Raw genomic sequence first — 23,559 nt, 5'->3', positions numbered from 1 at the left:
CCGGCCGATCGCAACCGCACAGGAGATGCGGCGCGGCAACTGGTTTCGCGCCGTTCACCGGCGATTCAGCTCTCGATCCTGAGCAGCAGATCGCGCAGGGTGCGCAATTCGCCGGGAGTGAGGCGGGCCAGCGCCGGCGACGGTGGATCCGGCGTGGCGAAGGCCTCGGCGAGCGACTCCAGCCCGGCCGCGGTGATGGACACCAGTTTCGAACGCCGGTTGCCCGGGTCGATCTCGCGCACCACCAGCCCGCGCTCCTCCAGCGCGTTGACGGTGACCGTCGCCGCGGGCGGATCCATTCCCGCGGCGTGGGCCAGCTCCTTGACCGTCATCGGGCCCTGCGCGAGCCGGCGCAGCACCCGAATCCGGCTGAACGCCATGCCCGTTCGCTCGATGACCGACCGTTTCCACTGATCGCGGCTGTCGGCGACGGCGCGGACGAGCAGTGCCCAGACCTCCCGGGCGACCGCCGGGTCCGGCAGGTCTTGTGCCGCAGGGTCATTCGGCATGGCTGGACACCTTCTGTTCGAGCAGCGGGGCGACGCGATCGCGAGTCCGGAACGCCCAGTCGGTACTCGCGGTGACCCCGAGTGCGACGATACCGGCGGCGAGCGCGGCCAGCACCCACCACAGGCCGGTATCGCTGAGCGCGCCGGCCAGCGCCACGCCGATGCTCATGCCGACCTGGCGGCTGGTGGAGGCCACCGCGGACGCCGCCCCCGATCGGTCGGCGGGCATCCCGCTCACCGCCGCCGTCGTGATCGGCGCGTTCACCAGGCCGAATCCGCCGCCGATCACCGCGAACGCGCTCAGCAGCAGCCAGATCGGCGTGGTGGGGCCGAGCCGGGTCAGCGCGAGCGCGCCGACGGCGATCAGTACCCCCGCGCCGACCATCGACGGCCGGGTGCCGTAGCGGCCGACCAGCCGGCCCGACAGCGGTGAGCAGATCAGCATCGCGAGACCCATCGGCAGGTACAGCAGGCCCGTGTGGACGGCCGAGTAGTGCCGGGTGCCCTGCAGATAGAGCGAGGCGGTGAACAGGAATCCGCCCAGTCCGGCGAAGGCGAACACCGCGGTCACGGTGGCGGCGGTGAACGGGAAGCTGCGGAAGAACCGGGGATCGATGAACGGCGAGGCGTGCCGCCGCTCGAGGTACAGGAAGGCCGCCAGCGCGACCACGGTCACCACGAAGATCACCGGCTCGCGCTCGATGAGCCCGAACACCAGCGTGAACATCACCACCATGGCCAGCAGCTGCCCCACCGGGTCGATGCCGCGGCGGTGCACCGATTTCGACTCGGGCACGAATACGGTGGTGAGTACGAAGGCCAGCACACAGATCGGCAGGTTGATCCAGAACACCGACTGCCAGCCGAACGAGCCGATCAGGAAGCCGCCGACCAGCGGGCCCATCGCCGTGGAGATGCCCACCACCGCACCCCACACGCCGATCGCGCGGGCACGCTCGACCCGTTCGGTGAACACCGTGGTGATGATCGACATCGCGACCGGATTGAGCATCGATCCGCCGACCGCCTGCGCGAACCGCGCGCCGATCAGCACCTCGACCGTCGGCGCCAGGCTGCACAGCAGCGAGCCGAGGGCGAAGACGGTGAGCCCGATCCGGAACACCAGTTTTCGGCCGAACCGGTCGGCGGTCGCACCGGACAACAGCAACAGGCTGGCCAGGGTGAGGGTGTAGGCATCGACGATCCACTGCAACCGCGACAGCGGCGCGTGCATCTCGGTCCGGATGGTCGGGATGGCGACGTTCACGATCGTCGAATCCATCGAGACGATCAGCAGGCTGAGACAGCAGGTCAGCAGCACGATCGCCTTGCGGCGGGCGCTCATCCCGGAAACGATTGTATGCACACAACTATTGTGAGAAGACAACTGTCCGCCGGGCAATACCCCGCGGCCCGTTGTGTGCCAGATCACCGGACCGGACCGGCGGACACGGATCGGGCCGCCGGGTTTGCGTCCGCGGGACCCGGGTATTGGCTGAACAAGCGTTGGACGACGTTGGAGTGGACACATGATTATTCTCATCGGTTTGATAGTGCTGATCGCGGCGATCGTCGTCGGAGTCTCCGCTATCTCCGCCAATTCCGATCAGGGCCACATGCTTCCGGCCCATTTCACTATTTTCGACCACCAGTTCAGCGGCTCGGAGAGCCAGCTGTTCGCCGCCGGCGCAGGCGTCGGCGCGGTGGCGATGCTGGGCCTGGTGCTCCTGCTCGCGGGGGCGTTCGGCACCCAGCGGCGGCATGCCAAGACCCGCCGGGAACTGCGTCAGACCCGCCGGGAGGCCACCGCGGCCCAGCGTGATCTGGCCAAGACCGGCCCCACGCCGGTGGTCAAGCCGGCCGCCGCCGAGCCCGCCGCCACCGCGACGAGCTGACCCGGCCGGTAAATCTCAGTTGATCGTGAATTCCGGTGAGACGCCGGTGAATTCGTTCACCGCGCCACCGGAATCACGGCTGTTTCCGGTATATGCGATGCGGTAGCGGCCGGCGGCGGTGCCCGCGGGAACCGTCCACCTGATCTCGATCAGCGAGGCGGCGGGCTGACCGTCCGGCCGCGACCAGTGCAGTTCGGTACACCAGTCGTTGTCGTCGAAGACCCGCCGGTTACCGCCCACCTGCTGCACCTCGAAATACGTTCCGCCCGTACGGAAGTCGTTGTTCGGGTGCGCACCGCTGAAGGTCACCGAAATCGTCTGTCCCGCAACGGCGGACGGCGCCGGCGCGGTCACCACAGCCCCGAACGCGTACCCGGCCACCGGGACGTCCGGCGGCACCGCGGGCAGCAGATCCGGCTGGAGGCCGGAGGTCCAGTCCAGCGGCGCCGGCCCGCGACCGGGATCCACCCGCGCGGCCAGAGCCCTTGCCAGCCGGTCGAATTCCTGCATGTACGCCGAGAGCGTCCACCGCCCGAACAGCGTCTCACCACCCTCGTACTGCTGGGAGACGTATTCCTCCGGGGTGGTCACGTAGCCGCAGTAGCCGTTCGCGTATCCCTGCACGAGCACAGTGCCCAGCGGCACCCCCAGCGCCCGCGCCACCACCCGCCGGATCCGCAAGCCGGACACTACCGTGTACTCGGCGGGACCCGAGGCCAGCACCAGATCGCCGATCCGCACGATCTGGATCGGCACCACCAGCGGCACCCAGGGCCGCGGCGGCAGGATGCCGAGCGGGACCGCGATCAGCTTGGGCGCCTGGGCATCCCGGATCCACTGCTCGATCGGGGCGGACACCCCGCCGAGCGCGGTCACCACCGGATTCGTCTCGCCCTCGAACAGGAAGGGCAACTGGGTGTTCCAGTTGTCCTCCGAACTCGTGGCGGCGGCCGCCGCGCCCATCATCGCCGGGGTGGTGCGGGTCGGTCTACCGTCGGGGGTGTAGTCGCCGTCGATCGCGGTGTCGCCCATGTTCACATAGCGCAGTACCGCGTCCACGCCGCCGGCGGTCATCGGCCGCGCGGCCGCGAACGCCGACTTCCCGGCCCGATACTGCCGCTCGCCGATGAGCGCGCAGTTCGCGCGGTTGTCCTCGGTCGGTCCGGTCGGATGCCACGGCGCCACCGACAGATTGGGGGTGATGTCGCCGGCGTTGGTCTGCGCGAAGGCGGCGACGAAGGCCGGCGGGCCGTCACCGGTGCGCACGCCCATCTCGTCGTGCTCCCAGCGGTAACTCGCGAAACCCTTGTTGTCCACCGAGATCAGCGTGTTGTGATCGGTGAGCGAGGTGCCGTGGGTGGCGAACCAGGTGATCGCGCCGACGTCCCGGCCGCCCTGGCGCAGCCGCAGCACCGTCACCGCCGGATCGATGCCGTCCGGGAATTCGGCCTTGTCCTCGGGCGGATTCAGCTCGAACGCCACCCGGGAGCGGTTGGCCCCGGCATCGTGCAGTTCGCCGTGCCCGAGCATCACCGTGCCCGGGGCCAGCCGGTCGTGCGCGGCGGCGACGGCCGCGACGATGCCGTTCACCTCCGCCTCGTGCGAATTGCGCTGGAAGCCGGAAGCGGCCAGGGAGTAGGCGTATTCGCGCGCGGTGCCACCGCAGGAGTTGTGGTTGTGCGTGGCGTTGAGGTTGACGTTGCGCTCGGTGTACAGGTCGCCGTAGCGCTGCGCGAGGCGCTGCAGCACGGCCAGGTGCACCGACTGGAACAGGCAGGCGTTGTCGGTGTTGACGAAGACCACCCGGCCGCCGGTGATCCGGTCCACGATCACGTACGCGCGCGCCCAGCAGCGGGTGAGCAAGCCGGTGGCGACCTGGTCCAGCTCGGAGTAACCCATCATGCCCTGCCCGGCGACGGCGCCGGTGATATCGGCCATGCCGCAACCGATCAGATAGTCCTGACCGTCGCCGGGCCCCGCGCCGGCCCGGCCCGGGACCGTCCCGGCCGCGGCCAGGGCCACGGCGGTGCCGCCGAGCAGGGATCGCCGGGAAACCGTCACGGGCAGCTCCTTCTCCGCGGCACTGGAACCTGTTCCGGCCGAATCGTTGCCCGAACAATACTGGTCACATGACCAGTACGCCAGCCCGCCGCGGCATCGACAATGCCCGGAAGCCGGCAACTCCGGGGCATTTGTTCACCGATTCACCCTTGTATCGAAACCCGGGCGGCGGCCAGGATTGGTTGCTGCATCGCCTTTGACAAGCGCCCGGCAGGACCGGTCCCGTGATCCTGCCGAGCGCCCGATGCCGAGTGCTCGGCAGGACCGGTCCCCTGATCCTGCCGAGCACTCAATGACAAGCGCCCGGCAGGATCGGTCCCCTTGATCCTGCCGAGCGCTCGGCGTTCGATCGTTCTCCGAGCAGCCGCCGACCGTCGTCCGGTGGTTCGCACCACTCATCGAATTCACGAACCCTCAAAAGTTAACGCCGGCCAACGCAATTGACAATTGCCGAGCACGAAGTCTGGGACAGTTCGAGGTGGATTGGCAGCCCGCTCCCAGCAAGAACCCGGAACTGACAGGATTTTCCCAGGTACGCCACACCGTGGCGCGTGCTACCTCAGCGTGTCGCCCGGCCGGGGTCGATCCGGGTGATCACCGTGGCGCCGTCGCGCGAGCCGACGGTGACCAGTTGCCGGTAGGTGCGGCCGGTGTGGTCCGGCCGGGATTCGGTGACCACGACATCGAACCGGCCGTCCGGTTGCGGGGTGATCTGCACGCAGTGATGGGTGCCGACGGGAACGGTCGCGATCCCGGCATCGATGATCTGCGCCCCGGACACCCACGCGTCCGGCGCGGTCACCGCGCGGGCGGTGGTGCCGGACCGGTCGACGTAGTAGGCGTGCTGGAAGGCCAGGATCGCGTCCGGCCCGGAGCCGGCGGATCCGATACCGTTGCCGCGCACCAGTTCCGGTGAACGCACCGGCTCACAGCCGGGACCGCCGCCGAGCGCCAGGTCCGCGCTGCTGGCCATCGTGGCCGGCGCGGCCTGTTGCATGCGGACCTCGAGCGAGAACACCACCCCGCCGACCACCGCCGCCGTCCCGACCACCGCGGCCGAACCCACCACCATCCGCCGCCGGCGCCCCGGCCGCGGTTGCGACTGCGATTGCGCCGTGGGAATCATCCCCGGCCAGATCACCGGTGGCGTATCGTCCGATCGCGACCGCCGATGTCGTCGGCGCCGGCCACGTGCCACCGCCGCCAGTGGTCCCCCGGACCTCGCCCCCCTGCGCTGCCCTGCCATGGCCCCACCGCACCCCTCTCCGAGCGTGACCGGTCGGTATTCGCCCCTCAAACATGTTGGGCTGGAACAACATTTTCACATTTGCGCCAATTCCGCTCGGCAAACGGGCAGTCCAGCGGTGATTTTCTGCGCGCGACCGGTGGTCAGCGGGTGCGCAGCGGACCCGGCCGGGGTGCGCCGGCGACCGATTCGAGGAACTCCTCGAGCTCCGCGTTGAACGACAAGGGCCGTTCCAAGCTGGGCGTGTGCCCGGAATCGGCCACCACGGCCAGGCGGCTGCCGGGGATGAGGCCCGCCAGTTCCGCGGCGAGCACGCCGCGGTCGAAGGAATCCTCGGCGCCGACCACCACCAGGCTCGGCACGGTCAGCGCGCGGGCCACCTCGGTGTAGTCGCGGCGTTCGGCGCGCCCGCGCAGCGCCGCCGCGGCGCCCTCGGGATCGGCGGCCGCGATCATCGTCAGCGCGTGCTCCACCACCGACGGACGGTCGCGCAGTGTGCGCGCCCCGAGCAGATGCGGCAGGAATTCCTCGGCGTACTCGTCGACGCCCTCCGCCTCCAGGCGATCGGCGAGGGCCAGCCGCTCCGCGCGCACCTCCGGGCCGTCGGCCGCCGCGGAGGTGCCCGACAGCACCAGCGCGGTGAGCCGATCCGGGTGGGCGGCAGCGAAATCCAGCGCCACCTGGCCGCCGATCGAATAGCCGATCACGGTCGCGGTCTCGGCCCCGGCGGTGTCCAGTACCGCGGCCAGCGCCGCCGAATGCGCGGTGAGCGCGATGGTGCCCGGCGCCGGCGCGCTGTCGCCGAAGCCGAGCAGATCCACGCACAACACTCGATAGCCGAGGGGGACGAAGTGCACGATCTGCGGTAACCACATGCTCTTGTCGAGCAGGAAACCGTGCACGAACAGCAGGACCGGACCGGCCCCGTGGTCGGTGTAACCGACCGATCCGCTGGGGGTGGCAACTGCTCGCATCGTATCTCCGCTGGCGCTGCGAACCGGGCATTCGCCCCGCACGTTAACACCCGAACGGCGCTCGCGCGATCGATGCCGGAAATCGGCGCCGCAGCCGCACTTCGGGGTGCGCCCGATCCCGCGTCACGGAATCATCGCCGCTCGGCCGGTCCGGCTCAGTGCAATCGGAAACCCTGGTTGCCCAGCGCCTCTCGCAGCCGATGCCGTCCGCTGAGAGTCGCGCCGGAACCCAGCCGGGCCAGTACCCGTGCGGTCCAGGAGTGCTGGAGCCGCTGTTCGGCGTAGTAGTCGGCCACGCGCTGTTCGTAATCCGCGATGGCCGCCAGTTGCGGTGCGGGGTCGTAGGTTTCGTGGTGCAGTACGGCACGCTGCGGCAACCGCGGCTTGACGCCGGCCTGCTCGGCCGGATCCGGGTGTCCCACCACGAGACCGAAGGCGGCGAACACCTGCTGCGGCAAGCTCAACAGCGCCGCAACCTCTTCCGGCCGATTGCGCAGCGCACCGATGAAAACGGTACCGAGACCCAGCGATTCGGCCGCCACCACGGCATTCTGGGCGGCCAGCGCGGCATCCACGAAGCCCACGTAACTGGATTCCAGATAGTCGGCACCCTCGAGCGGCACCCCACGATCGTCGGCCAGCTGGCGCAGCCGGCCGAAGTCGGCGGTCCACACCAGCAGCACCGGCGCCTGCACGATGTGCTCCTGCCCGCCGGCCAGTTCCGCCAGGCGGGCCCGCCGCTGCGGATCCCGGACCGCGATCACGCTCCAGACCTGCAGATTGGACGAGGTCGCCGCCGACTGCGCGGCGGACACCAGGACCCGCAGGGTCGCGTCGGAGACCGGCTCGTCCAGGTAGCGGCGCACCGAACGGTGACCGTGCAGCACCTGCAACACGGGATTCCACTGGTCCGGCACACCGATCTCCGGATCGCGATAGCGCTGCCGGAGGACGTCACGGGCGGATTCGACGGTGCTACTGGTCATACCCTCGATACTCACCCGCGCGGCGCGTCCGGTCGGCGGTTGGGGTCATCATGATCGAAAGGCCGGGTGTTCCGCGCCCGGCCGCCGGCCGAGGGAGAGGTGGTCGACGATGACTGCCGAGACGTCCGTACTGACCCGGGCCCTGTCCCTGGTCGCGGCCTTCGACGCCGAGCACATGGTGCTCAAACTCGCCGAACTGGCCGACCGGGCCGGACTGCCGCAGACGACCGCCTACCGGTACGCCGGCGACCTCGTGGCGTGGGGCGCGCTGGACCGGGCCCCCGGCGGGGGATATCAGATCGGGCTGCGCATGCTCGAGGTCGCCGCGCACTGCCCCCGCGGCCGGCCGTTGCGCGACGTGGCCCTGCCCTACATGGAGGACCTCTACGAGGCCACCCACCAGAACGTGCAACTGGCGGTGCGCGACGGCGTCGAGGTGATGTACGTGGAATTCCTCGCCGCGCGCAACGCCGTCGCGGTCAGGACCCGGGTCGGCGCGCGCTGGCCGCTGCACGCGACCGGGGTCGGGCTCGCGATCCTGGCCCACTCCCCCACCGCGCTGCTGGACGAGGTGCTGACCCACCCGCTCGCGGTGTTCACGCCGAAGACCATCGACAATCCGGAGCGGCTGCGCCGCGTGCTGGCGGAGGTGCGCCGCACCGGGGTCGCGATCAGCGACGGGCAGGTCACCCTGGACGGCTATTCGGTCGCGGCGCCGGTGTTCGGACCCGGCGGCACGGTACCGGCGGCGGTATCGATCGTGGTGCCCGCCGGGGATACGAAGCGGGCGACCTGGGCGCCGGCGGTGCGGACGGCCGCCAACGGCATCAGCCGCGCACTCGGCGCGGCGACCACCCGGGACCGGCGACGGCCCTGACGTCCGGGTATCGGGATCCGTACTTCCATCCACCGGAAGTGTGTCTTGGCTCCCACCCGTGCCCGGTCGCAGGGTGAGTATATGAGTCCCTCGACCACCATCATCCGTAACCAGTGGTACGTGGCCGCCTACGCCTCCGAGATCGGCGCGGAACTGTTCGCCCGCACCATCTGCGGTGAACCGCTGGTCTTCTTCCGCGCCGAGGACGGTTCGGTCGTGGCGCTGGCCGATCGCTGCATCCATCGCCGGTACCCGCTGTCGAAGTCGCGGCGCGACGGCGATCGGATCGTCTGCGGCTATCACGGCTTCACCTACGACCGCACCGGCGCCTGTGTCGCGGTGCCCGCGCAGACCCGCATCCCGCGCAGCGCCCGGGTCGCGGCTTTCCCTGTGGTGGAACAGGATTCGTTCGTCTGGGTGTGGATCGGCGAACCCGACCTCGCGGACGCCACCGCGATTGCAAGGGCGCCGTGGCTGGTCGCCGACGGCTGGACCACCATCCGCGGGTTGCAGACCATCCAGGGCCGGCACGCGCTGCTGATGGACAACCTCATGGACCTGTCGCACGAGACGTATCTGCACGGCGGCTACATCGGCACCCCGGAGGTGGCCGAGACGCCGATCACCACCGAGGTCGACGAGACCGCGGGCGTGATCCGGGTGTCCCGGCACATGGACGACGCGGAATGCCCGCCCTTCTACGCCGAGTCGACCGGTCTCGGCGGGCGGATCACGCGCTGGCAGGACATCGAGTTCCAGCCGCCGTGCCTGTACCGGCTGCACTCCCGGATCGCCCCGCAGGGCCACCACCCGCCCGCGGGCTATCGTCCCGGGGCGGACCACGCGCTGGATCCCGGCGCGTTCCACACCGAGATCGTCTACGCGCTCACGCCCGAGACCGAACACTCCGTGCACGACTTCTGGATGGTGGCAAGGGATTTCGCGACGAGCGACGCCGCGGTCACCGAATACCTGTACACCAGCAATCACACCGTGGTGATGCAGGACGTGGTGGCACTGGGCATCGTCGAGCAGACGGTCGCCGAGGACGAGCGCCGCCGAGGCGACGTCCGCGAACTGTCGATCAACATCGACACCGGCGCGCTCGCGGCCCGGAAGCTGATGACCCGGCTGGCCCGCGCGCAGGCCGCGGCGGACGCCGAGAACGCGGCAGCGCGGGCATGAGCGCATCCGGCGCGGACGCGCGGTACCGGATCGAGTGGTTTCCCGGCACCGATCGACTGCTCGGCGTATGCCATTGCGGCGCAACGATCATCGCCGAGGACCCGATCGAGACGTGGCAGTGGCTGCTCGGTCACCCCGACGGCCATCGGCCCCCGGTGCTCGACCCGCCCGGTTCGGTGCCGGCGGTCGCTGCGGTGTGACCGGGCGTCAGTGCGCCAGGTCGTACCAGACGTGCGGGATCGACCAGTCCCACTCCTCGGCCACCGGCGGCTGCCCCTCGGCAGCGATCGCGGCGTCCGGATCCACATGGATGTAGTCGACATACAGTTGGATGGCACCGGAGCTGCCCGCGCCGAGCAGCACCAAGCCGCGCAGGAAATAGCGCCATGCCACGGATGTCGTGATGCGTCGTCGCATCTGAACCCTCCTCGTCGGCGAAGGATGCCCCAGTGTGGTTGCAGCGGTCGACGGACGCCGCCCATCCGGCACGGCATCGTCGCCAGGTTCGATCTTCGCCCGCGCGGGCCGCTCAGGTGTACGATTTGTCGAAATTCGCGCCGGTACTGTGACATCCACGCCGCGCCGAGACATTCGCGCCATCCGTTCGTCGCCCGGCTGCCACTCCCCCCGTGGCCCGGCTGTGGTGTTCCCGACCGCCCGGCTGCGTGATCCCCACCGCCGGGCCGCGGGTTCGGCCGCTGCCGGGCTACCCATCGGCCGCCTGCCGCACGACCTTGGCCGCGAGCAACTGCTCCACTTCGTCGGCGGCGAAGCCCAATTCGGTGAGCACCTCCGTGCTGTGCTCCCCGATCCCGGGCAGCATCGGCCGCGGGCCGCGCGCGGTGGCCGGGCCGTAGCGCAACAGCGGCCCGATCTGTTCGAAGAAACCCCAGTCGTCGGTCCGGTACGCGAGCACCCGGCCCTGCTGCCGGTTCATCGGATCGTCGAGCACCGCGCGCCGGAACCCGTCCCGGTCCAGCGCCTCCACCGGCTCGGCGATCAGGCTCAGGGCCCGCAGCCGCTCGGCCCATACGGCGGCCGGCGCGGTCGCGAAGGCCCGCTCCAGGATCGGCTCGGCCGCCCGCGCACCCGCATCGGCGGCGCCGCCGCGCAACGGCGTGTACTCGGCGGCCAGACCGTCCACCTCGGGCAGTTCGGTCAGCCGCCGCCACCCGTCCGGATCCGGCACCACGAGCGCGAACCACCCGCCGTCGGAACCCTCGTAGAGCCGGTAGCCGGGACCGTATCCGGTCTGCGCGGCATCGAGCGCCGGCCCCCGGACCGGTTCGCCGTCGGACAGATACACACCGCTGTGCGGCAGCATGCCCGCGGCCAGCAGACTGGTGACCACCCCGTAGCCGTGCCCGTGCGCCGCCCGGCCGTACAGTCCGGCCAGCGTCCCGGCCGCGGCCAGCCAGCCCCCCGCGATGTCCAGCGGTATCCAGGTGGCCGCGATCGGATCGTTGCCCGCGCCGCCGATGGCCCGTTCGAAACCCGTGACCGCCTGCATCAGCGCATCGTTACCGGGCGCCTTCGCGCGCGGCCCGACCGCCCCGAACGCGCTGGCATGGCAGTAGACCGCGCGCGGATTCAACCGCGCCACAGTGTCTTCGCCGATCCCGAGACGTTCGGCGACGCCGACCCGGAAGTTGTGCACCACCACATCCGCCCCGGCCAGCAACCGCGCCACCACCGGGCCCGCCCCGGACGCGTTGAGATCCAGTGCGAGACTGCGCTTCCCGCGCTGACAGGCCGCCACGGCATAGGCCGCCGCACGCATCGCCTCACCATCGGGCGGTTCCACCTTGATCACGTCCGCACCGAGGTCGGCGAGAATCTCCGCGGCCAGCGGGCCCGCCACGAATGCCGAGAAATCCACCACCTTCAGCCCGGCGAGCACATCGCCGTCCGAATCGAGGAGCACAGCCGGGGTCACCGCGGAATCGGCTGCGGGCGAGGCCGATTCGGCCGGGGACCCGGCAGAGTCGGTCACGGGCAAGGCCGATTCAGCCTGAGGCACGGCGGACTCAGCCGCAGACAGGGCAGATTCGGCCGCAGGCACGGCGAACTCAACTGTCGGTACGGCAGACCCAGCTGCGGACAGCGCAGATTCAGCGGGGAGTGTGGCGGATTCGGCCGGGGAGGCGCCGGGCGCGGGGGTGGTGCGGGGGTGGATGGTGAGGGGGGAGCCGAACGTCACGACTTCGTGGCCGTCGGCGAATTCTGTTGCGGACAGGCCGATCTCGGCCAGGTGGGGATCGGCGAGCACTTCTCCCGGGCCGAGTACCGGTTCGCAGGCGACGCCGGCGGCGCGCAGTCGCTCGACCCAGTCGGCGCGCGGGCGGGTGGCGAAGAATTCGGTCCAGCGCCGGGCGCGGTCGCGGAGTTTGCCGGTCATCTGATCGGTGTAGTAGCCGTCGGCGCTGGGTTCGTCGCCGAGTACCCGGATCACGGACTCGTACATGCCTTTTCCGCCGAACCAGACCTGCAGCAGTTCGCCGTCGGCGCAGCGGTACAGGAAGTTCGGGAAGGTCGAGCCGTGTTCCCAGTAGTACTCGACGTCGGCGGCGGCCCGCTCGGAGCGGCCGATCATGCAGCCCAGGGTCGCCAGAAGTCCGTCGTAGAGCGAGGTTTCGGCCCAGCCACCCGCGCCGGTGCGGGCACGCCGGCCCAGCAGCGCGAACACCGAGGTGAGCAGCAGCGAGGCCGTGCCGACCGCGGAGGCCTGCGCGTCGACGAAGATCGGGCCCGGCCGATGCCCTGCCAGCTGGGTGCAGAATCCGGCGCGCGCCTCGACGGCCAGCCCGAAGTCGGCGACCGCGCCGCCGGAGGTGCGGCTGGGCCGGCAACGCGCGTAGACCAGTCCGGCGTTGTGCGGCACCAGATCCCGGTAACCGAGGCCGCGGCCCTCGACCATCTGCTCCGATCCGTACACCAGCGCGACGTCGGCGGTCCGCAGCAGTTCCCGCGTCCCGTCGCGATCGGCGCGTGCGATTCGCTTGTGCCGGTGCCAGACTCGGCCCCACGGCACATCGGCGTCGATCGGGACCGGTTCGCCGACCACGCGCACCACGTCGGCGCCGAGTCCGGCGAGGATCATCCCCGGCACGCCGCCGGCGGCCCCGAATCCCAGTTCGCTCGTGCCGACCGCCACCTCCACCACCGACAGACCCGCGCACAGCGGGGCGGACGCGCTGGTCACCGGATCGTCCCGGCGAGCGGGGAGGTGGGCAGCTTCAGCCGGGGCAGCACCTCTTCGGCGGCGAGCCGGACGATGCCGAGGGTGTCCTCGTGCGCCGCCGGGGAGATCACGAAGTGCCGCACCCCCGCGTCCACGTACTCCTGGAGGCGGGCCGCCACCTGTTCCGGCGTGCCCGAGGGGGCGATCTTGTCGAGCATCGACGACGGCTTGTCGCCGTAGGCACCGCCGAGGAATCCGGCGACATCCTCCCGGGCCCGATCGCCGTCCGCGCGGACCGAGCAGTAGAGGTACATCATCCATTCGAAGCCGGTCAGGTCGCGCCCGGCGGCGGCCGCCTCGGTGTGGATGGTGGTCACCGAGCGGGCGTAGGCCGACGGCGAGATCAGGTACGGCAGCCAGCCGTCGCCGAGGCGCGCGGCGCGGCGCATGGCCGGTTCCTTGCGGCCGGAGACGATCAGCGGCGGGCCGCCCGGCCGCATCGCCGGACCGGTGGCGCCGGGCGATTGCACCGGGCGCAGTTGCAGATCCTCGAACCGGAAGAACCGGCCCTCGTGGCTCACCGGCTCACCGCGCCACAACGCGCGGAGGATGGTCATGGCCTCGTCGGTGCGCGGGCCGCGCTCCTTCAGCGGCACCCCGACGGCGTCGAACTCGTGACGGAACTCCCCGCCGACCCCGAGGCCGACCGAGACCCGGCCCCCGGAGCGGGAATCCAGGTCGGCGAGCTGTTTCGCCACCATCACCGGCTGATACAGCGGCAGCAACAGCACCGCTGTGCCGATCCGGACCCGCTCGGTCCAGGCGGTCATCAGGGCGAGGCGGGTGATGGCCTCGCCGGTATGGGTCGGGGGCAGCAGGTGCCCGCCCTGCCAGATGGAGGTGATCGGCAGGCGTTCGGCGGCCGCCAGCCACTCCCGATCCGGCTCGGGGATCGCTGCCGCCCCGAAAACGATGCTGTCGGTGGACAACCCGGCTCCTTCGGCGAATGACGCTCCGATCGGCGCCCTGCGCCCTAAGATAGCAAATGCTCACTTAGAAAGAGGCTGGATTCGATGGATGCGATCGACGCGACGACCGGGATACCCCCGGCCGTGACCGAGGAGACCGAGCCGTTCTGGGCGGCGGCCGCCGAGGGACGACTGGTGGTCGAGCGCTGCGCGAGCTGCGGCGCGGAGACCTTCCCGCCGCGCGGCATCTGCCACCACTGCCGCGGCCGCGACCTGGCGATCACCGAGATCACCGGCCCCGGCGAGGTGTACAGCTACACCGTCGACCATCAACGCTGGCTACCGGACCTGGCGGTCCCTTACGCGATGGTACTGGTGGAATTCCCGGATCACCCCGGAGTCCGGGTTGCCGGCCGCTTGCGCGGTTGTGCGCCGGCGGAGGTCGCCGTCGGCATGCCGGTCGAGATCGGCTTCCAGCCCGGCCCCGGCGGATTCCACATCCCGAGCTTCGTCTGCACCGGCGCCGCGCCGGCCGCCGAGCCGACGGCCACCCCCGCACCACCCCCGGCCCGGCCGGCCGGAACCCGGCGCAGCCCCGGCGCGGGCCCGAGCACCGACCTGTTCGAGCGCAAGGTGGTCATCTCCGGGGTCGGGCAGTCGGCGATCGGCCGGCAGGTGGACCGGTCCGGATTCCAGCTGACCCTGGACGCGATCCTCGCGGCGGTGGCCGACGCGGGCCTGACCCTCGACGACATCGACGGCCTGGCCATGTACCCCGGTGGCGGCGTGGCGAATCTGCCCGGCTACTCCAACGGCAGCCTGTACGAGGTGCAGGACGCGCTGCGGTTGCGGACCACCTGGCGGCAGGGGCTGGTGGAGGGAATGTCGCTGCCGTTCTACGGTCCCGCGCAGGCGGTCGCCACCGGCGCGGCCCGGCACGTGGTCATCTGGCGCACGGTGAAGGAGGGCAGCGCGGCGCGCAATGCCGGCGGCCGCCCCGCCTACGGATCCACCAAACCGGTCGCGGAGGGCCCGAACGCCTGGCTGCTGCCGATCGGGATGCTGTCGCCGGTCTGCCAGATCGCCCCCTACGCGACCCGCTACATGCACGAATACGGCGTCACCCGTGAGCAATTGGCGTGGCTGCCGGTGACCCAGCGCGCACACGCCGCGCTCAATCCGGACGCAGTGTACCGGTCCCCGCTGACCGTCGAGGACTATCTGGCCGCGCGCGTGATCTCCTCACCGATCTGCCTGTTCGACTGCGACGTCCCCGCCGACGGCGCGACCGCGATCGTGGTGTCCGCGGCGGAGACCGCGCGGGATCTGCGCGCGCCGGTGCGGATCGAGGCCATGGCCGGGGTCGTGGACGGCCGGCCGTCGTGGGAGCAGTGGGAGGACATGGGCCGGGTCGGGCACGGTACCGCTGCCGAACTGTGGGCACGCACCGATCTGCGGCCCGCCGATGTCGACGTCGCCCAGCTCTACGACGGTTTCACCATCGAGGCGGTCTGGTGGCTCGAGGCGATGGGATTCTGCGGGGTCGGCGAGGCGGGCTCGTTCGTCGAGGGCGGCAAGCGGATCGCGCTGGACGGCGAACTGCCGCTGAACACCTGGGGCGGGCAGTTGTCCGGCGGCCGGCTGCACGCCGGCTTCGGGCACACCGCCGAGGCGGTGCGGCAGTTGCGCGGCGAGGCCGGGGAACGGCAGGTGCGCGACGCACGGGTGGCCGCGGTCACCAATGTCGGGGGGATCGAGGCCGGAGCGGCGTTGCTCACCACCTGGTGAGTGGGAAGTTGGATCGAAAGATGGAGCGGGACATGGCATATCGGACAGGCCGGGTCGAGGGCAAGGTGGCGATCGTGACCGGGGCCGGCTCGACCCCCGGCGAGGGTATCGGCACCGGTAAGGCCACGGCCGTGGCGCTGGCCCGCGAGGGCGCGAGCGTACTGCTGGTGGACGTGGCGCCCGAGCGCGCCGAGCTGACCCGGGAGCTGATCGAGGAATCCGGCGGCAAGGCAGCGGTTTTCGCCGGCGACCTGACGAAGGCCGCCGATGCCGAGGCGATGGTCCGGGCCGCGGTCGGCACCTTCGGCACCCTCGACATCCTGGTGAACAACATCGGCCGCGCGGCGGTCGGCACGGTGGTCGACACCAGCGAGGCGGACTGGGACCGCACCTTCGACATCAACCTGCGCACCGCCTTCCTGGCGTCGAAGTACGCCGTGCCCGTGATGGCGGAGAAGGGCGCCGGGTCGATCGTCAACATCTCCTCGATCTCGGCGTTGCGCGGTGACGGCACCATCGCCTACTCCGCGGCCAAGGGCGCGCTGCAGGCGATGACCATCGATATGGCGTATTCGCACGGGCGGCAGGGCATCCGGGTCAACGCGGTCGCGCCGGGCCACATCACCACCCCGATGCTGATGTCGGTGAGCACGCCGGGTCCGCGCGCGGACTTCATGAACACCATGCGCTCCGAGGCCGGCCTGCTGGGCACCCCCGGCGACGGCTGGGACGTGGCCTGGGCCGCGGCCTTCCTGGCCAGCGACGAGGCGCGCTGGATCACCGGCGTCACGCTGCCGGTGGAATCCGGCGTGCTGACCGTGACCCCGCTGATGATGGCGCCGCATCTGCGCGGGGTCCCGGAACCGGCGGAATGACGGCAACGGTTGTGTGGGCCGGGCCATCTGGTTAAAGTAAGTAAGTAGATACTTTCATTAGGCTCGGCCCGAGCCCTGTCTCGGCACCGTTGCCCGAATCGGCCAGTCACACTTGCGTTTCCGCTGATCCCGGAGACGCCCGAGCCAGGAGTACCACGTGGACGACACACTGATGTACCGCCGCGAATTCTTCATCGGCGGACGCTGGGTGGCGCCGGCCGGCACCGAGCGACTGCCCGTCGTCTCACCGTCGACCGAGGAGGTCGTCGGCGAGGTCCCCCTCGCGACCACCGTGGACATCGATCGGGCCGTGGCGTCGGCCCGGTCCGCATTCGACGACGGCCCGTGGCCGCGGATGTCCCCGCAGGAGCGGGCCGAGGTGCTCGCCCGCGCCGCCGAACTGCTGCGCAAGCGCGAGGCCGATATCGCCGGCATCACCGTCGACGAGATGGGGTGTGCGATCAGCCAGGCCAAACAGGCCCAGACCGGCCTGGTGGCGCCGCTGTTCGACTACTACGCCGAACTGATCCGCACCTTCGAGTTCCGGCGCACGGTGACCGTCGGCGAGCGGCGCGGCCTGGTCACCAACGAGCCGATCGGCGTGGTCGCGGCGATCAACCCGTGGAACGCCCCGGTCACGCTCGCGGCCTGGAAGACGGCCCCCGCGCTGGCGGCCGGCTGCTCGGTGGTGCTCAAGCCCGCGGCCGAATCCCCGCTCAGCACTTTCGTTCTCGGGGAGGCGCTGGACGAGGCGGGCGTGCCCGCGGGCGTGGTGAGCGTGGTCCCCGGCGGCCGGGAGGTCGGCGAACATCTCGTCACCCACCCGGGCGTGGACAAGATCGCCTTCACCGGGTCGACCGCGGCCGGTAAGCGGATCATGAGCCTGTGCGGCGAACAGGTGAAGCGGGTGTCGCTGGAACTCGGTGGCAAATCCGCGGCGCTGGTCCTCGACGACGCCGATCTGTCCGCCGTGCTGCCGCCGCTGGTGAAGGGCGGCATGCATCTGTCCGGACAGGTCTGCGGCGCGCACACCCGGGTGCTGATCCCCCGGGCCCGCTACGCCGAGGCGGTCGAGATCGCCGCCGCCGCAGCGAATTCCGTGACCGTCGGCGATCCGCACGATCCGGCCACCCTGGTCGGGCCGCTGGTGGCGCAACGGCAGCGGGACCGGGTCGAGAGCTATGTCGCCTCCGCGCTGGCCGACGGCGCCCGGGTCGCCGCCGGTGGTGTGCGGCCCGCGCACCTGGCGAAGGGCTGGTACTACGCGCCGACGATCATCGCCGACGCCGACAACACCATGCCGGTGGCCCGCGAGGAGATCTTCGGCCCGGTGCTGTGCCTGATCGCCTACGACGGCGACGACGAGGCCGTCCGCATCGCCAACGACTCGCCCTACGGCCTGTCCGGCGGCGTCTGGACCGCCGATCCGCAGCGCGGCCTCGACGTGGCGCTGCGGATGCGCACCGGCAGCATCGCGGTCAACGGCACCTATCCGCCGTTCCCGGCGGTGCCGTTCGGCGGCTTCAAGGAGTCCGGGCTCGGCCGGGAACTCGGACCCGAGGGGTTGCGCAGTTTCCTGGAACCGCGCAGCATCGGACTTCCGCCCGCGTTGTTCTGACCCCTCGACCATCGGTCCCCGCGCTGCCCAGGGCGGCGGCCGGGGACCCACTCGGACGGTGCACCATGAAGACTGTCTCGACCGACGACTCGTTCCTCCCGGCCAGCCTGGAGTCGACGGGCCCGTGCCCGGCGCGGGCGGACTATCTGGAACTGCGGTTCGCCACCTCCGTGGGCCGCTGGACCTGGTGTGTCCCGCACCCCGACGGCGAACCACCGGATCCGGACGAGGAACCGGTGGACCGGCTGGCGATCGCGATGGGCCGTTACGGCATACAGGCGTATCGGCATGCCGAATCCGGTACCGGTACCGCGTTGCCGAGCGCGACGGCGATCCCGCTGATCCTCGACGGCACCCCGGTGCAGGTCGCCCGGCGGCTCATCGAATCGGGCCGCTCGGGATGACCACCGGACCCCTGCACGGGGTGCGGGTGGTCGAGGTGGCGTCGCACGTCTTCGTGCCGATGGCCGCCGCGGTGCTCGCGGAGTGGGGCGCCGATGTCGTCAAGATCGAACATCCCGGCACCGGCGACCCCTACCGCGGGCTGGTCACCACCGGCCTGCACAAGGTCCATCACGGCGCCGACGTGCAGTTTCAGGCCGCCAACCGCGGTAAGCGATCCGTCGCGGTGGATCTGAAACGGCCCGCGGGCCGGCGGCTGCTGACCCGGCTCAACGCCGGCGCCGACGTCTTCCTGACCAGCGTGCGCCCGGCCGGACGCCGCGCGCTGGGTATCGATGTCGCCGGGGTCCGCGCGGACAACCCGGCGATGATCTACGCGTCGGGCACGGCCTTCGGCGCGCACGGGCCCGACGCCGATCGCGGCGGTTACGACGCGGGCGCGTACTGGGCCCGCAGCGGTATGCAGCACCTGCACCGGCACCCGGCCGAGGAACATCCCGCGGCACCCCGCACCGCATTCGGCGACGTCACGGCCGCTTTGTCGATCGCCGGCGCGGTCGGCGCGGCCCTGTTCCGGCGGGCCACCACCGGCGTGACCGCCACCGTCGACGCCTCGCTGCTGGCCTCCGGCATGTGGCAGATCCAGGCCGATCTGGTGAATTCCGTGATCGACGGCCGCAGCCCGGCACCGGCGCGGCCGGCACGCCACCGCGCCGCCAACCCCCTGATGCTCCCCTACCGCACCGCCGACGACCGCTACATCCTGCTGCAACTGCTCGCCCCCGACCGCCGCTGGCCCGAGTTGTGCCGCGCCCTGGGCGAACCCGAGGCCGCGGCCGATCCGCGCTTCGCCGACATGGCCGCGCGTACCCGCCACGCGAGCGCCTGCGTGGACTGGCTGGACGCGGTGTTCGCCCGCCGCAGTTTCGGCGAATGGCGCACGGCCCTGGCCGATTTCGACGGCGAGTGGGCCCCCGCGCAACAACCGCACGAACTCGCCGCCGACCCGCAGGTCCGGGCCAACGGCTATCTCGCCGAGGTCGATCTCGGCAACGGCCACACCCTCCCCATGGTCACCACCCCCGCCCAGTTCGACGGCGCCCCCGCACAACCGGCCCGCGCCCCCGAGACCGGCGAGCACACCGAGACGGTACTGCTGGAACTCGGCCTGAGCTGGGACGACATCGCAGACCTCAAGGACCGCAAGGCGATCGGCTGAGCTCGAGTTCCCCGCGCTCATCTGTTTGCCCGATTCGTCCTGCGGTAGCCTCGGCTCGACTCCGTGTGCGGGCAGCAACGGTCCGGGCGGGGCGGAGAAGGGGACCTGATGTTGAAAGCCGACATCGACCAGCTCGACCGGCTGGCGACCGTACTGGACGCTCTCGGCGACACCGTCGACGGTATCCGCGTCCGGGACAAGGACAACGATGTCGTCCCGTGCATGCCCGGCTCGTCGGTACCGCTGGCGTGCACCCAGCTGGGTCTGCACGTCGAGGGCGCATATCTGCGGGTCGCGGCGCGGATGAAGGGGCTGGCCGGCAAGATCCGAGACAGCGCCGGCAACCTGCAGATGTCCGACGACCGGTTCGCGCAGCAGATGCACGCGCTGGACTTCCACGCGGGGAATGCCTGATGCCCTCCCGCGCGGAACTGGACCGCTGGAACCTGCGCGCGCTCGACGACTGGGCGGCCGGTCTGCGCGCCGGCAACGAGAAGTTCCTGCTGGAAATCGACCGCAGCCGTAGATATTTCACGGATGTCGCACCGGACTGGTCCGGCAACGCCTACCACGCCGCCTACGACCGGGTCGGCCAGGACCACGACGAGGCCCGGAAGATCCACGGCGACATCGAGGATTTCCTCGAGGCGTTCACCCGCGCGGTCGGCGATGTCGCGTCGCACCGAGATGTGCTGCGCACCAAGGCCGCCGAGGCCGAGGCCGCGCAACTCACGGTCGCCGACGACTGGGCCGTGTCCGGTCACGACGCCGACGCGGTCCACGCGCACCAGGACGCCGTCGACACCGCTCGCCGCGAACTGGCCCGTGCCGAAGGCGAACTCGGCCGCCTGCTCGGCGAACGCAGCGAACTCGTCCGTGCCGCAGGCGATCTCTACGGCTCCTCGATCGAGGTCGGCGAAGCAGCCTCGCAGGGTGGACGTCTCGGCGCCGAGGACGGTAAACGCCTCGCCGACGCGATCAAGGCCGGGGACCGGGACGCCATCGACGCCGTGGCCGCCGACATGCCGCAGTACTTCCTCACCCCGCAGGATCTGCAGAACCTCGCCGACGGCAAGGATGTCACCACCGTCCCCGCCGAGGTGCAGGACTACTACCGGGAATTCCTCGACAAGTCCGGTAAGGACGGCCTGCTCGGCCTGTCCGACCACCTGACCCAGGCCGAAGCGCTCGCCCGTGGCGCGGGCTCACCGAATCCGCTCGCCGCCGGCCAGCGCGACAATCTCGCCAACGCGATCATGATGATGTCGAACGAGAAGGTGGGCAGCACCGCCCCCGACGGCACCTTCCGGCCCGGCGGCTATGGCCAACTCCCGGACTATCTGCGCCATCTCGTGAGCGACCGCCTGGAGACCACCCCACCGCCGAGCCCGCTGGAGATGCAGAACCGATTCGCCGACCAGGCGAAATTCGCGAAACTCCTCGGCGAGGCCAACCCCGGATTCGTGCCCGGCGCCGCGATGGCCGCGCAGATGCAGATCACCGCCGCCAGTATGAGCAGCTACGTCGACGGCCACAATCACGCCGGCACCGACCTCGTGGACCGATTCGAGCACCAGGGTGCCGTAGACATCAACGCCGCCTACTTCGATCGGGACAAACCCCAGATCGGCGACACCGCCCGCGCTTTCCTGGACCTCGGCACCCGCAACCACGCAGTCGACTACGGCATGCTGACCGATCCGCCCGCCACGGCCCACACCCCCGGCGACATCTACGCCGACCCGAAAACCTTCCGCGAGCAGGTCTTCCACCACGACTGGGGCGACAAGGGCAAGGTCGCCTCCCAGCTGTACAGCTGGGCCGGCGACCACGCGCACGACCAGACCCTCGACGGCGACCTGTCCCGCAAGACGATCGCCACCCTCCCACACCTGTTCGCCCCCACCGACTCCGGAGGTGGATCGGCGCTGACCGCCGGAGCCGGCGGTCATACGGTCTTCGAGAACAACGCGGACCTGTTCCGCAAGTATCCGGAAATGGCCACGGGGTTGTCGAAAGTGCTGGCGCCCAACCTCGATGCGCTGGCCGACCCGAGCCAGATGACCTCGCTGGCCCTGCCCGCCCCCACCGACCCACACCAGTACCCGTCGCCGGTGTCGTCCGAGGTGCGACTCGGCGTCGACGACGGCGATCGATTGTTGTTCCTGGCCGATCAATCCGAGGACGGCCGTAACCTTCTGGAGACGGGACGCGCACTGCGCGAGGCGACCATCTACGACCAGGCGATGCGTGAGGGAGGGAACAACGTGGGAGAGTGGCTGACCGAGAACGACGCCTTCACCCATCTCCGAGACCTGAACGCTCGCATGACGGCACAGCACTACAACGCGCTGTTCTATCAGGACGACATGAACGCGACCGACGCTGCGAAGCACCTCCAGGAGGTGTACGACAGCAAGCAGAAGGCCGCCGAGATCGCAAAGCAGATCATCACCAACACCATTCCGATGGACAAGGTCACCACGCCGATCACCGATCTGCTGCCGCACGTGGCACAGGGGGCGGCCAAGTCGTATATCAACGGGTTGCCCGGAATGGCGATGGACAAGGTCATTGCGGCGTGGAATCCGGTGCCCGATCCCGTGCACGTGCAGGATCCGAGTGGGAATCAGATCTCGTCCGAGATCAAGGTCGAAGCCACGAACAAACTTCTCGATGCGGCATACCGCGCGGGTCAACTGCCCACAGCTCTACAGGCCGATAATCACGGCTCTCCAATCTATTACGATGAACACAACCTGGATCGGGCGAATCACGCGATAGAGAGCTATTTCAACTCACGCGGAGCTACCGACTACCTGGGAACCGTCGAAACCAGAGGCGATATCGCAACGGTCAAGGACCTGGTTGGCGACCGCCGAAAGCTACAAAGCTTCCTCAACGGCGGATCCGAGCAGATCGAGGTGAAATGACACGAAACCGCGTGTTCCACCGGCTGCGTCAGATGACAACGATCGCGGCAATATGCGTCGTTACGAATCCACTGTCCGCATGCTCGACGAAAAAAGAGCATGAAATCGCGACTCCGACACCCTCGCCTACCTCACAGGCTGCGCCTCAGTATCCCGATCTCACATCCGGCTGGTCCATGGAAAAGCCCTTGACCGGGCGAGAACAGGAAGCAGCGCAGTTCGCAGCCGAAACCGAAGTAGCGGGCGCCGTATACAAGCTGTCGAACGACTACAGTCCCGAGATGATGCAGCGCTACAACGAACGCGTGGTCCGGACTTACTTTTACTCCGAACCCCTGTGGCAGGGCAGCAAGACCAAATGGCGCACCACCGGCGGAATACAATGGAAAGTGCTAGACAGCACGCAGAGTGAATCGGGTTACCGTGTGACACTCTGCGAGTTCGATACGCCGGGCATTTACGACATAATCGACGGTAAGCCCGTTCACGGCCCGGACGCTGAAAAATCTATTTCTGCCGAATGGGCCACCGTTGCTTGGACAACGGAGCCGTCGGCATTGGATTCACACAATGCAACCACACCCCGCCCCTTGATCACCTCGATCGTGAGCGCGGTCGGTTATCAGAACCCGGGCACATTGTGCGACAAGTACGCACCGGATCCGTTCGTCCAGCAACCTCCCGATCCGATTCAGCCCGGACAGAAGTAGTTCCGGTTCTCCGCGGCGAATGCCGGGGCCGCCGGGCTGCTCGGTGGCATCCGCGCGGCAGCAGTCGGCGACGCCACCGCACTGGAAACCGCACGACAGCAGAGCAAAAACGACCGGACGGGACGACCGCGC

The 23,559-nt window shown here is 70.0% G+C and carries 21 protein-coding genes; 12 read left to right on the top strand and 9 right to left on the bottom strand.

Going from position 1 to position 23,559, the window contains the following annotated elements; translation table 11 throughout:
- Positions 1 to 65: 65 nt before the first annotated feature.
- A complete protein-coding gene (locus tag G361_RS0103645) occupies positions 66 to 509 on the bottom strand; it encodes a MarR family winged helix-turn-helix transcriptional regulator (RefSeq protein WP_019925690.1) in 444 nt (147 codons plus the stop codon).
- Entirely contained in the window at positions 499 to 1,875 is a 1,377-nt protein-coding gene (locus G361_RS0103640; protein WP_026342647.1) for an MFS transporter, read from the bottom strand. The genes G361_RS0103645 and G361_RS0103640 overlap by 11 nt, the downstream gene beginning before the upstream one ends.
- A 163-nt stretch (positions 1,876 to 2,038) precedes the next feature.
- Between G361_RS0103640 and G361_RS42185 the strand changes: the two genes are divergently transcribed.
- Positions 2,039 to 2,404, top strand: a complete 366-nt coding sequence (locus tag G361_RS42185) for a hypothetical protein (protein ID WP_155981287.1) — start codon at positions 2,039 to 2,041, stop codon at positions 2,402 to 2,404.
- Between the two features lie 15 nt (positions 2,405 to 2,419).
- Here the strand turns inward: G361_RS42185 and G361_RS0103630 are convergent, their stop codons facing one another.
- The 4 genes from G361_RS0103630 to G361_RS0103615 form a co-directional block, all read right to left on the bottom strand.
- On the bottom strand, positions 2,420 to 4,465 hold the full coding sequence (locus G361_RS0103630; RefSeq protein ID WP_019925687.1) for a neutral/alkaline ceramidase: 2,046 nt from the start codon (positions 4,463 to 4,465) through the stop codon (positions 2,420 to 2,422).
- Between the two features lie 559 nt (positions 4,466 to 5,024).
- Positions 5,025 to 5,537, bottom strand: coding sequence for a hypothetical protein (locus tag G361_RS0103625; RefSeq protein WP_196814405.1), 513 nt, complete (start codon positions 5,535 to 5,537; stop codon positions 5,025 to 5,027).
- Positions 5,538 to 5,854: 317 nt separating this feature from the next.
- The gene (locus G361_RS0103620; RefSeq protein ID WP_019925685.1) at positions 5,855 to 6,685 is read right to left on the bottom strand and encodes an alpha/beta fold hydrolase; all 831 of its coding nucleotides are present in this window, start codon (positions 6,683 to 6,685) and stop codon (positions 5,855 to 5,857) included.
- Positions 6,686 to 6,840: 155 nt separating this feature from the next.
- The gene (locus tag G361_RS0103615; RefSeq protein WP_026342645.1) at positions 6,841 to 7,671 is read right to left on the bottom strand and encodes an NADPH-dependent oxidoreductase; all 831 of its coding nucleotides are present in this window, start codon (positions 7,669 to 7,671) and stop codon (positions 6,841 to 6,843) included.
- Between the two features lie 109 nt (positions 7,672 to 7,780).
- Here G361_RS0103615 and G361_RS0103610 point away from each other — a divergent pair, with 109 nt between their 5' ends.
- From G361_RS0103610 to G361_RS0103600, 3 genes are all read left to right on the top strand, one after another.
- Positions 7,781 to 8,548, top strand: coding sequence for an IclR family transcriptional regulator (locus tag G361_RS0103610; protein ID WP_019925683.1), 768 nt, complete (start codon positions 7,781 to 7,783; stop codon positions 8,546 to 8,548).
- Positions 8,549 to 8,629: 81 nt separating this feature from the next.
- Positions 8,630 to 9,733, top strand: a complete 1,104-nt coding sequence (locus G361_RS0103605; protein WP_019925682.1) for an aromatic ring-hydroxylating dioxygenase subunit alpha — start codon at positions 8,630 to 8,632, stop codon at positions 9,731 to 9,733.
- On the top strand, positions 9,730 to 9,933 hold the full coding sequence (locus G361_RS0103600) for a hypothetical protein (RefSeq protein WP_019925681.1): 204 nt from the start codon (positions 9,730 to 9,732) through the stop codon (positions 9,931 to 9,933). Before G361_RS0103605 ends, G361_RS0103600 begins: the two co-directional genes overlap by 4 nt.
- Positions 9,934 to 9,940: 7 nt before the next feature.
- Here G361_RS0103600 and G361_RS0103595 read toward each other — a convergent pair whose 3' ends face one another.
- The 3 genes from G361_RS0103595 to G361_RS0103585 form a co-directional block, all read right to left on the bottom strand.
- Positions 9,941 to 10,150 carry a hypothetical protein gene (locus G361_RS0103595; protein WP_019925680.1) on the bottom strand — a complete coding sequence of 70 codons (210 nt, stop codon included), beginning with the start codon at positions 10,148 to 10,150 and terminating at the stop codon, positions 9,941 to 9,943.
- A 289-nt stretch (positions 10,151 to 10,439) separates the two neighbouring features.
- The gene (locus G361_RS0103590; RefSeq protein ID WP_019925679.1) at positions 10,440 to 12,935 is read right to left on the bottom strand and encodes a CoA transferase; all 2,496 of its coding nucleotides are present in this window, start codon (positions 12,933 to 12,935) and stop codon (positions 10,440 to 10,442) included.
- Entirely contained in the window at positions 12,932 to 13,903 is a 972-nt protein-coding gene (locus tag G361_RS0103585) for an LLM class flavin-dependent oxidoreductase (RefSeq protein ID WP_019925678.1), read from the bottom strand. Before G361_RS0103585 ends, G361_RS0103590 begins: the two co-directional genes overlap by 4 nt.
- An 84-nt stretch (positions 13,904 to 13,987) precedes the next feature.
- Here G361_RS0103585 and G361_RS42180 point away from each other — a divergent pair, with 84 nt between their 5' ends.
- From G361_RS42180 to G361_RS49100, 8 genes are all read left to right on the top strand, one after another.
- Positions 13,988 to 15,670, top strand: a complete 1,683-nt coding sequence (locus G361_RS42180; protein WP_019925677.1) for a thiolase C-terminal domain-containing protein — start codon at positions 13,988 to 13,990, stop codon at positions 15,668 to 15,670.
- Between the two features lie 32 nt (positions 15,671 to 15,702).
- Complete coding sequence (locus tag G361_RS0103575; protein WP_036494457.1) at positions 15,703 to 16,545, top strand: SDR family NAD(P)-dependent oxidoreductase; 843 nt, start codon at positions 15,703 to 15,705, stop codon at positions 16,543 to 16,545.
- A gap of 172 nt (positions 16,546 to 16,717) precedes the next feature.
- Complete coding sequence (locus tag G361_RS0103570) at positions 16,718 to 18,163, top strand: aldehyde dehydrogenase (RefSeq protein WP_196814546.1); 1,446 nt, start codon at positions 16,718 to 16,720, stop codon at positions 18,161 to 18,163.
- 65 nt (positions 18,164 to 18,228) lie between these two features.
- Positions 18,229 to 18,567, top strand: coding sequence for a hypothetical protein (locus G361_RS0103565; RefSeq protein WP_019925674.1), 339 nt, complete (start codon positions 18,229 to 18,231; stop codon positions 18,565 to 18,567).
- Positions 18,564 to 19,784, top strand: coding sequence for a CaiB/BaiF CoA-transferase family protein (locus tag G361_RS0103560; RefSeq protein ID WP_019925673.1), 1,221 nt, complete (start codon positions 18,564 to 18,566; stop codon positions 19,782 to 19,784). The genes G361_RS0103565 and G361_RS0103560 overlap by 4 nt, the downstream gene beginning before the upstream one ends.
- A gap of 108 nt (positions 19,785 to 19,892) precedes the next feature.
- Entirely contained in the window at positions 19,893 to 20,198 is a 306-nt protein-coding gene (locus G361_RS0103555; protein WP_019925672.1) for a hypothetical protein, read from the top strand.
- Entirely contained in the window at positions 20,198 to 22,717 is a 2,520-nt protein-coding gene (locus tag G361_RS46620; RefSeq protein ID WP_019925671.1) for a hypothetical protein, read from the top strand. Before G361_RS0103555 ends, G361_RS46620 begins: the two co-directional genes overlap by 1 nt.
- Positions 22,714 to 23,427 (top strand): hypothetical protein, encoded by a 714-nt coding sequence (locus G361_RS49100; RefSeq protein ID WP_155981286.1) that lies wholly within the window; start codon positions 22,714 to 22,716, stop codon positions 23,425 to 23,427. The genes G361_RS46620 and G361_RS49100 overlap by 4 nt, the downstream gene beginning before the upstream one ends.
- Positions 23,428 to 23,559 lie beyond the last annotated feature (132 nt).

This window comes from Nocardia sp. BMG111209, assembly GCF_000381925.1.
Lineage (GTDB): Bacteria > Actinomycetota > Actinomycetes > Mycobacteriales > Mycobacteriaceae > Nocardia.
This window is presented reverse-complemented; position numbering and strand designations above follow the sequence as displayed.

Bases quoted from the DNA above. Each gene is read 5' to 3' on its own strand.
- G361_RS0103645 (WP_019925690.1), bottom strand. From the start codon at position 509: ATGCCGAATGACCCTGCGGCACAAGACCTGCCGGACCCGGCGGTCGCC.
- G361_RS42185 (WP_155981287.1), top strand. From the start codon at position 2,039: ATGATTATTCTCATCGGTTTGATAGTGCTGATCGCGGCGATCGTCGTC.
- G361_RS0103625 (WP_196814405.1), bottom strand. From the start codon at position 5,537: ATGGTGGTGGGTTCGGCCGCGGTGGTCGGGACGGCGGCGGTGGTCGGC.
- G361_RS0103620 (WP_019925685.1), bottom strand. From the start codon at position 6,685: ATGCGAGCAGTTGCCACCCCCAGCGGATCGGTCGGTTACACCGACCAC.
- G361_RS0103615 (WP_026342645.1), bottom strand. From the start codon at position 7,671: ATGACCAGTAGCACCGTCGAATCCGCCCGTGACGTCCTCCGGCAGCGC.
- G361_RS0103610 (WP_019925683.1), top strand. From the start codon at position 7,781: ATGACTGCCGAGACGTCCGTACTGACCCGGGCCCTGTCCCTGGTCGCG.
- G361_RS0103605 (WP_019925682.1), top strand. From the start codon at position 8,630: ATGAGTCCCTCGACCACCATCATCCGTAACCAGTGGTACGTGGCCGCC.
- G361_RS0103600 (WP_019925681.1), top strand. From the start codon at position 9,730: ATGAGCGCATCCGGCGCGGACGCGCGGTACCGGATCGAGTGGTTTCCC.
- G361_RS0103595 (WP_019925680.1), bottom strand. From the start codon at position 10,150: ATGCGACGACGCATCACGACATCCGTGGCATGGCGCTATTTCCTGCGC.
- G361_RS42180 (WP_019925677.1), top strand. From the start codon at position 13,988: ATGGATGCGATCGACGCGACGACCGGGATACCCCCGGCCGTGACCGAG.
- G361_RS0103575 (WP_036494457.1), top strand. From the start codon at position 15,703: ATGGCATATCGGACAGGCCGGGTCGAGGGCAAGGTGGCGATCGTGACC.
- G361_RS0103570 (WP_196814546.1), top strand. From the start codon at position 16,718: ATGTACCGCCGCGAATTCTTCATCGGCGGACGCTGGGTGGCGCCGGCC.
- G361_RS0103565 (WP_019925674.1), top strand. From the start codon at position 18,229: ATGAAGACTGTCTCGACCGACGACTCGTTCCTCCCGGCCAGCCTGGAG.
- G361_RS0103560 (WP_019925673.1), top strand. From the start codon at position 18,564: ATGACCACCGGACCCCTGCACGGGGTGCGGGTGGTCGAGGTGGCGTCG.
- G361_RS0103555 (WP_019925672.1), top strand. From the start codon at position 19,893: ATGTTGAAAGCCGACATCGACCAGCTCGACCGGCTGGCGACCGTACTG.
- G361_RS46620 (WP_019925671.1), top strand. From the start codon at position 20,198: ATGCCCTCCCGCGCGGAACTGGACCGCTGGAACCTGCGCGCGCTCGAC.
- G361_RS49100 (WP_155981286.1), top strand. From the start codon at position 22,714: ATGACACGAAACCGCGTGTTCCACCGGCTGCGTCAGATGACAACGATC.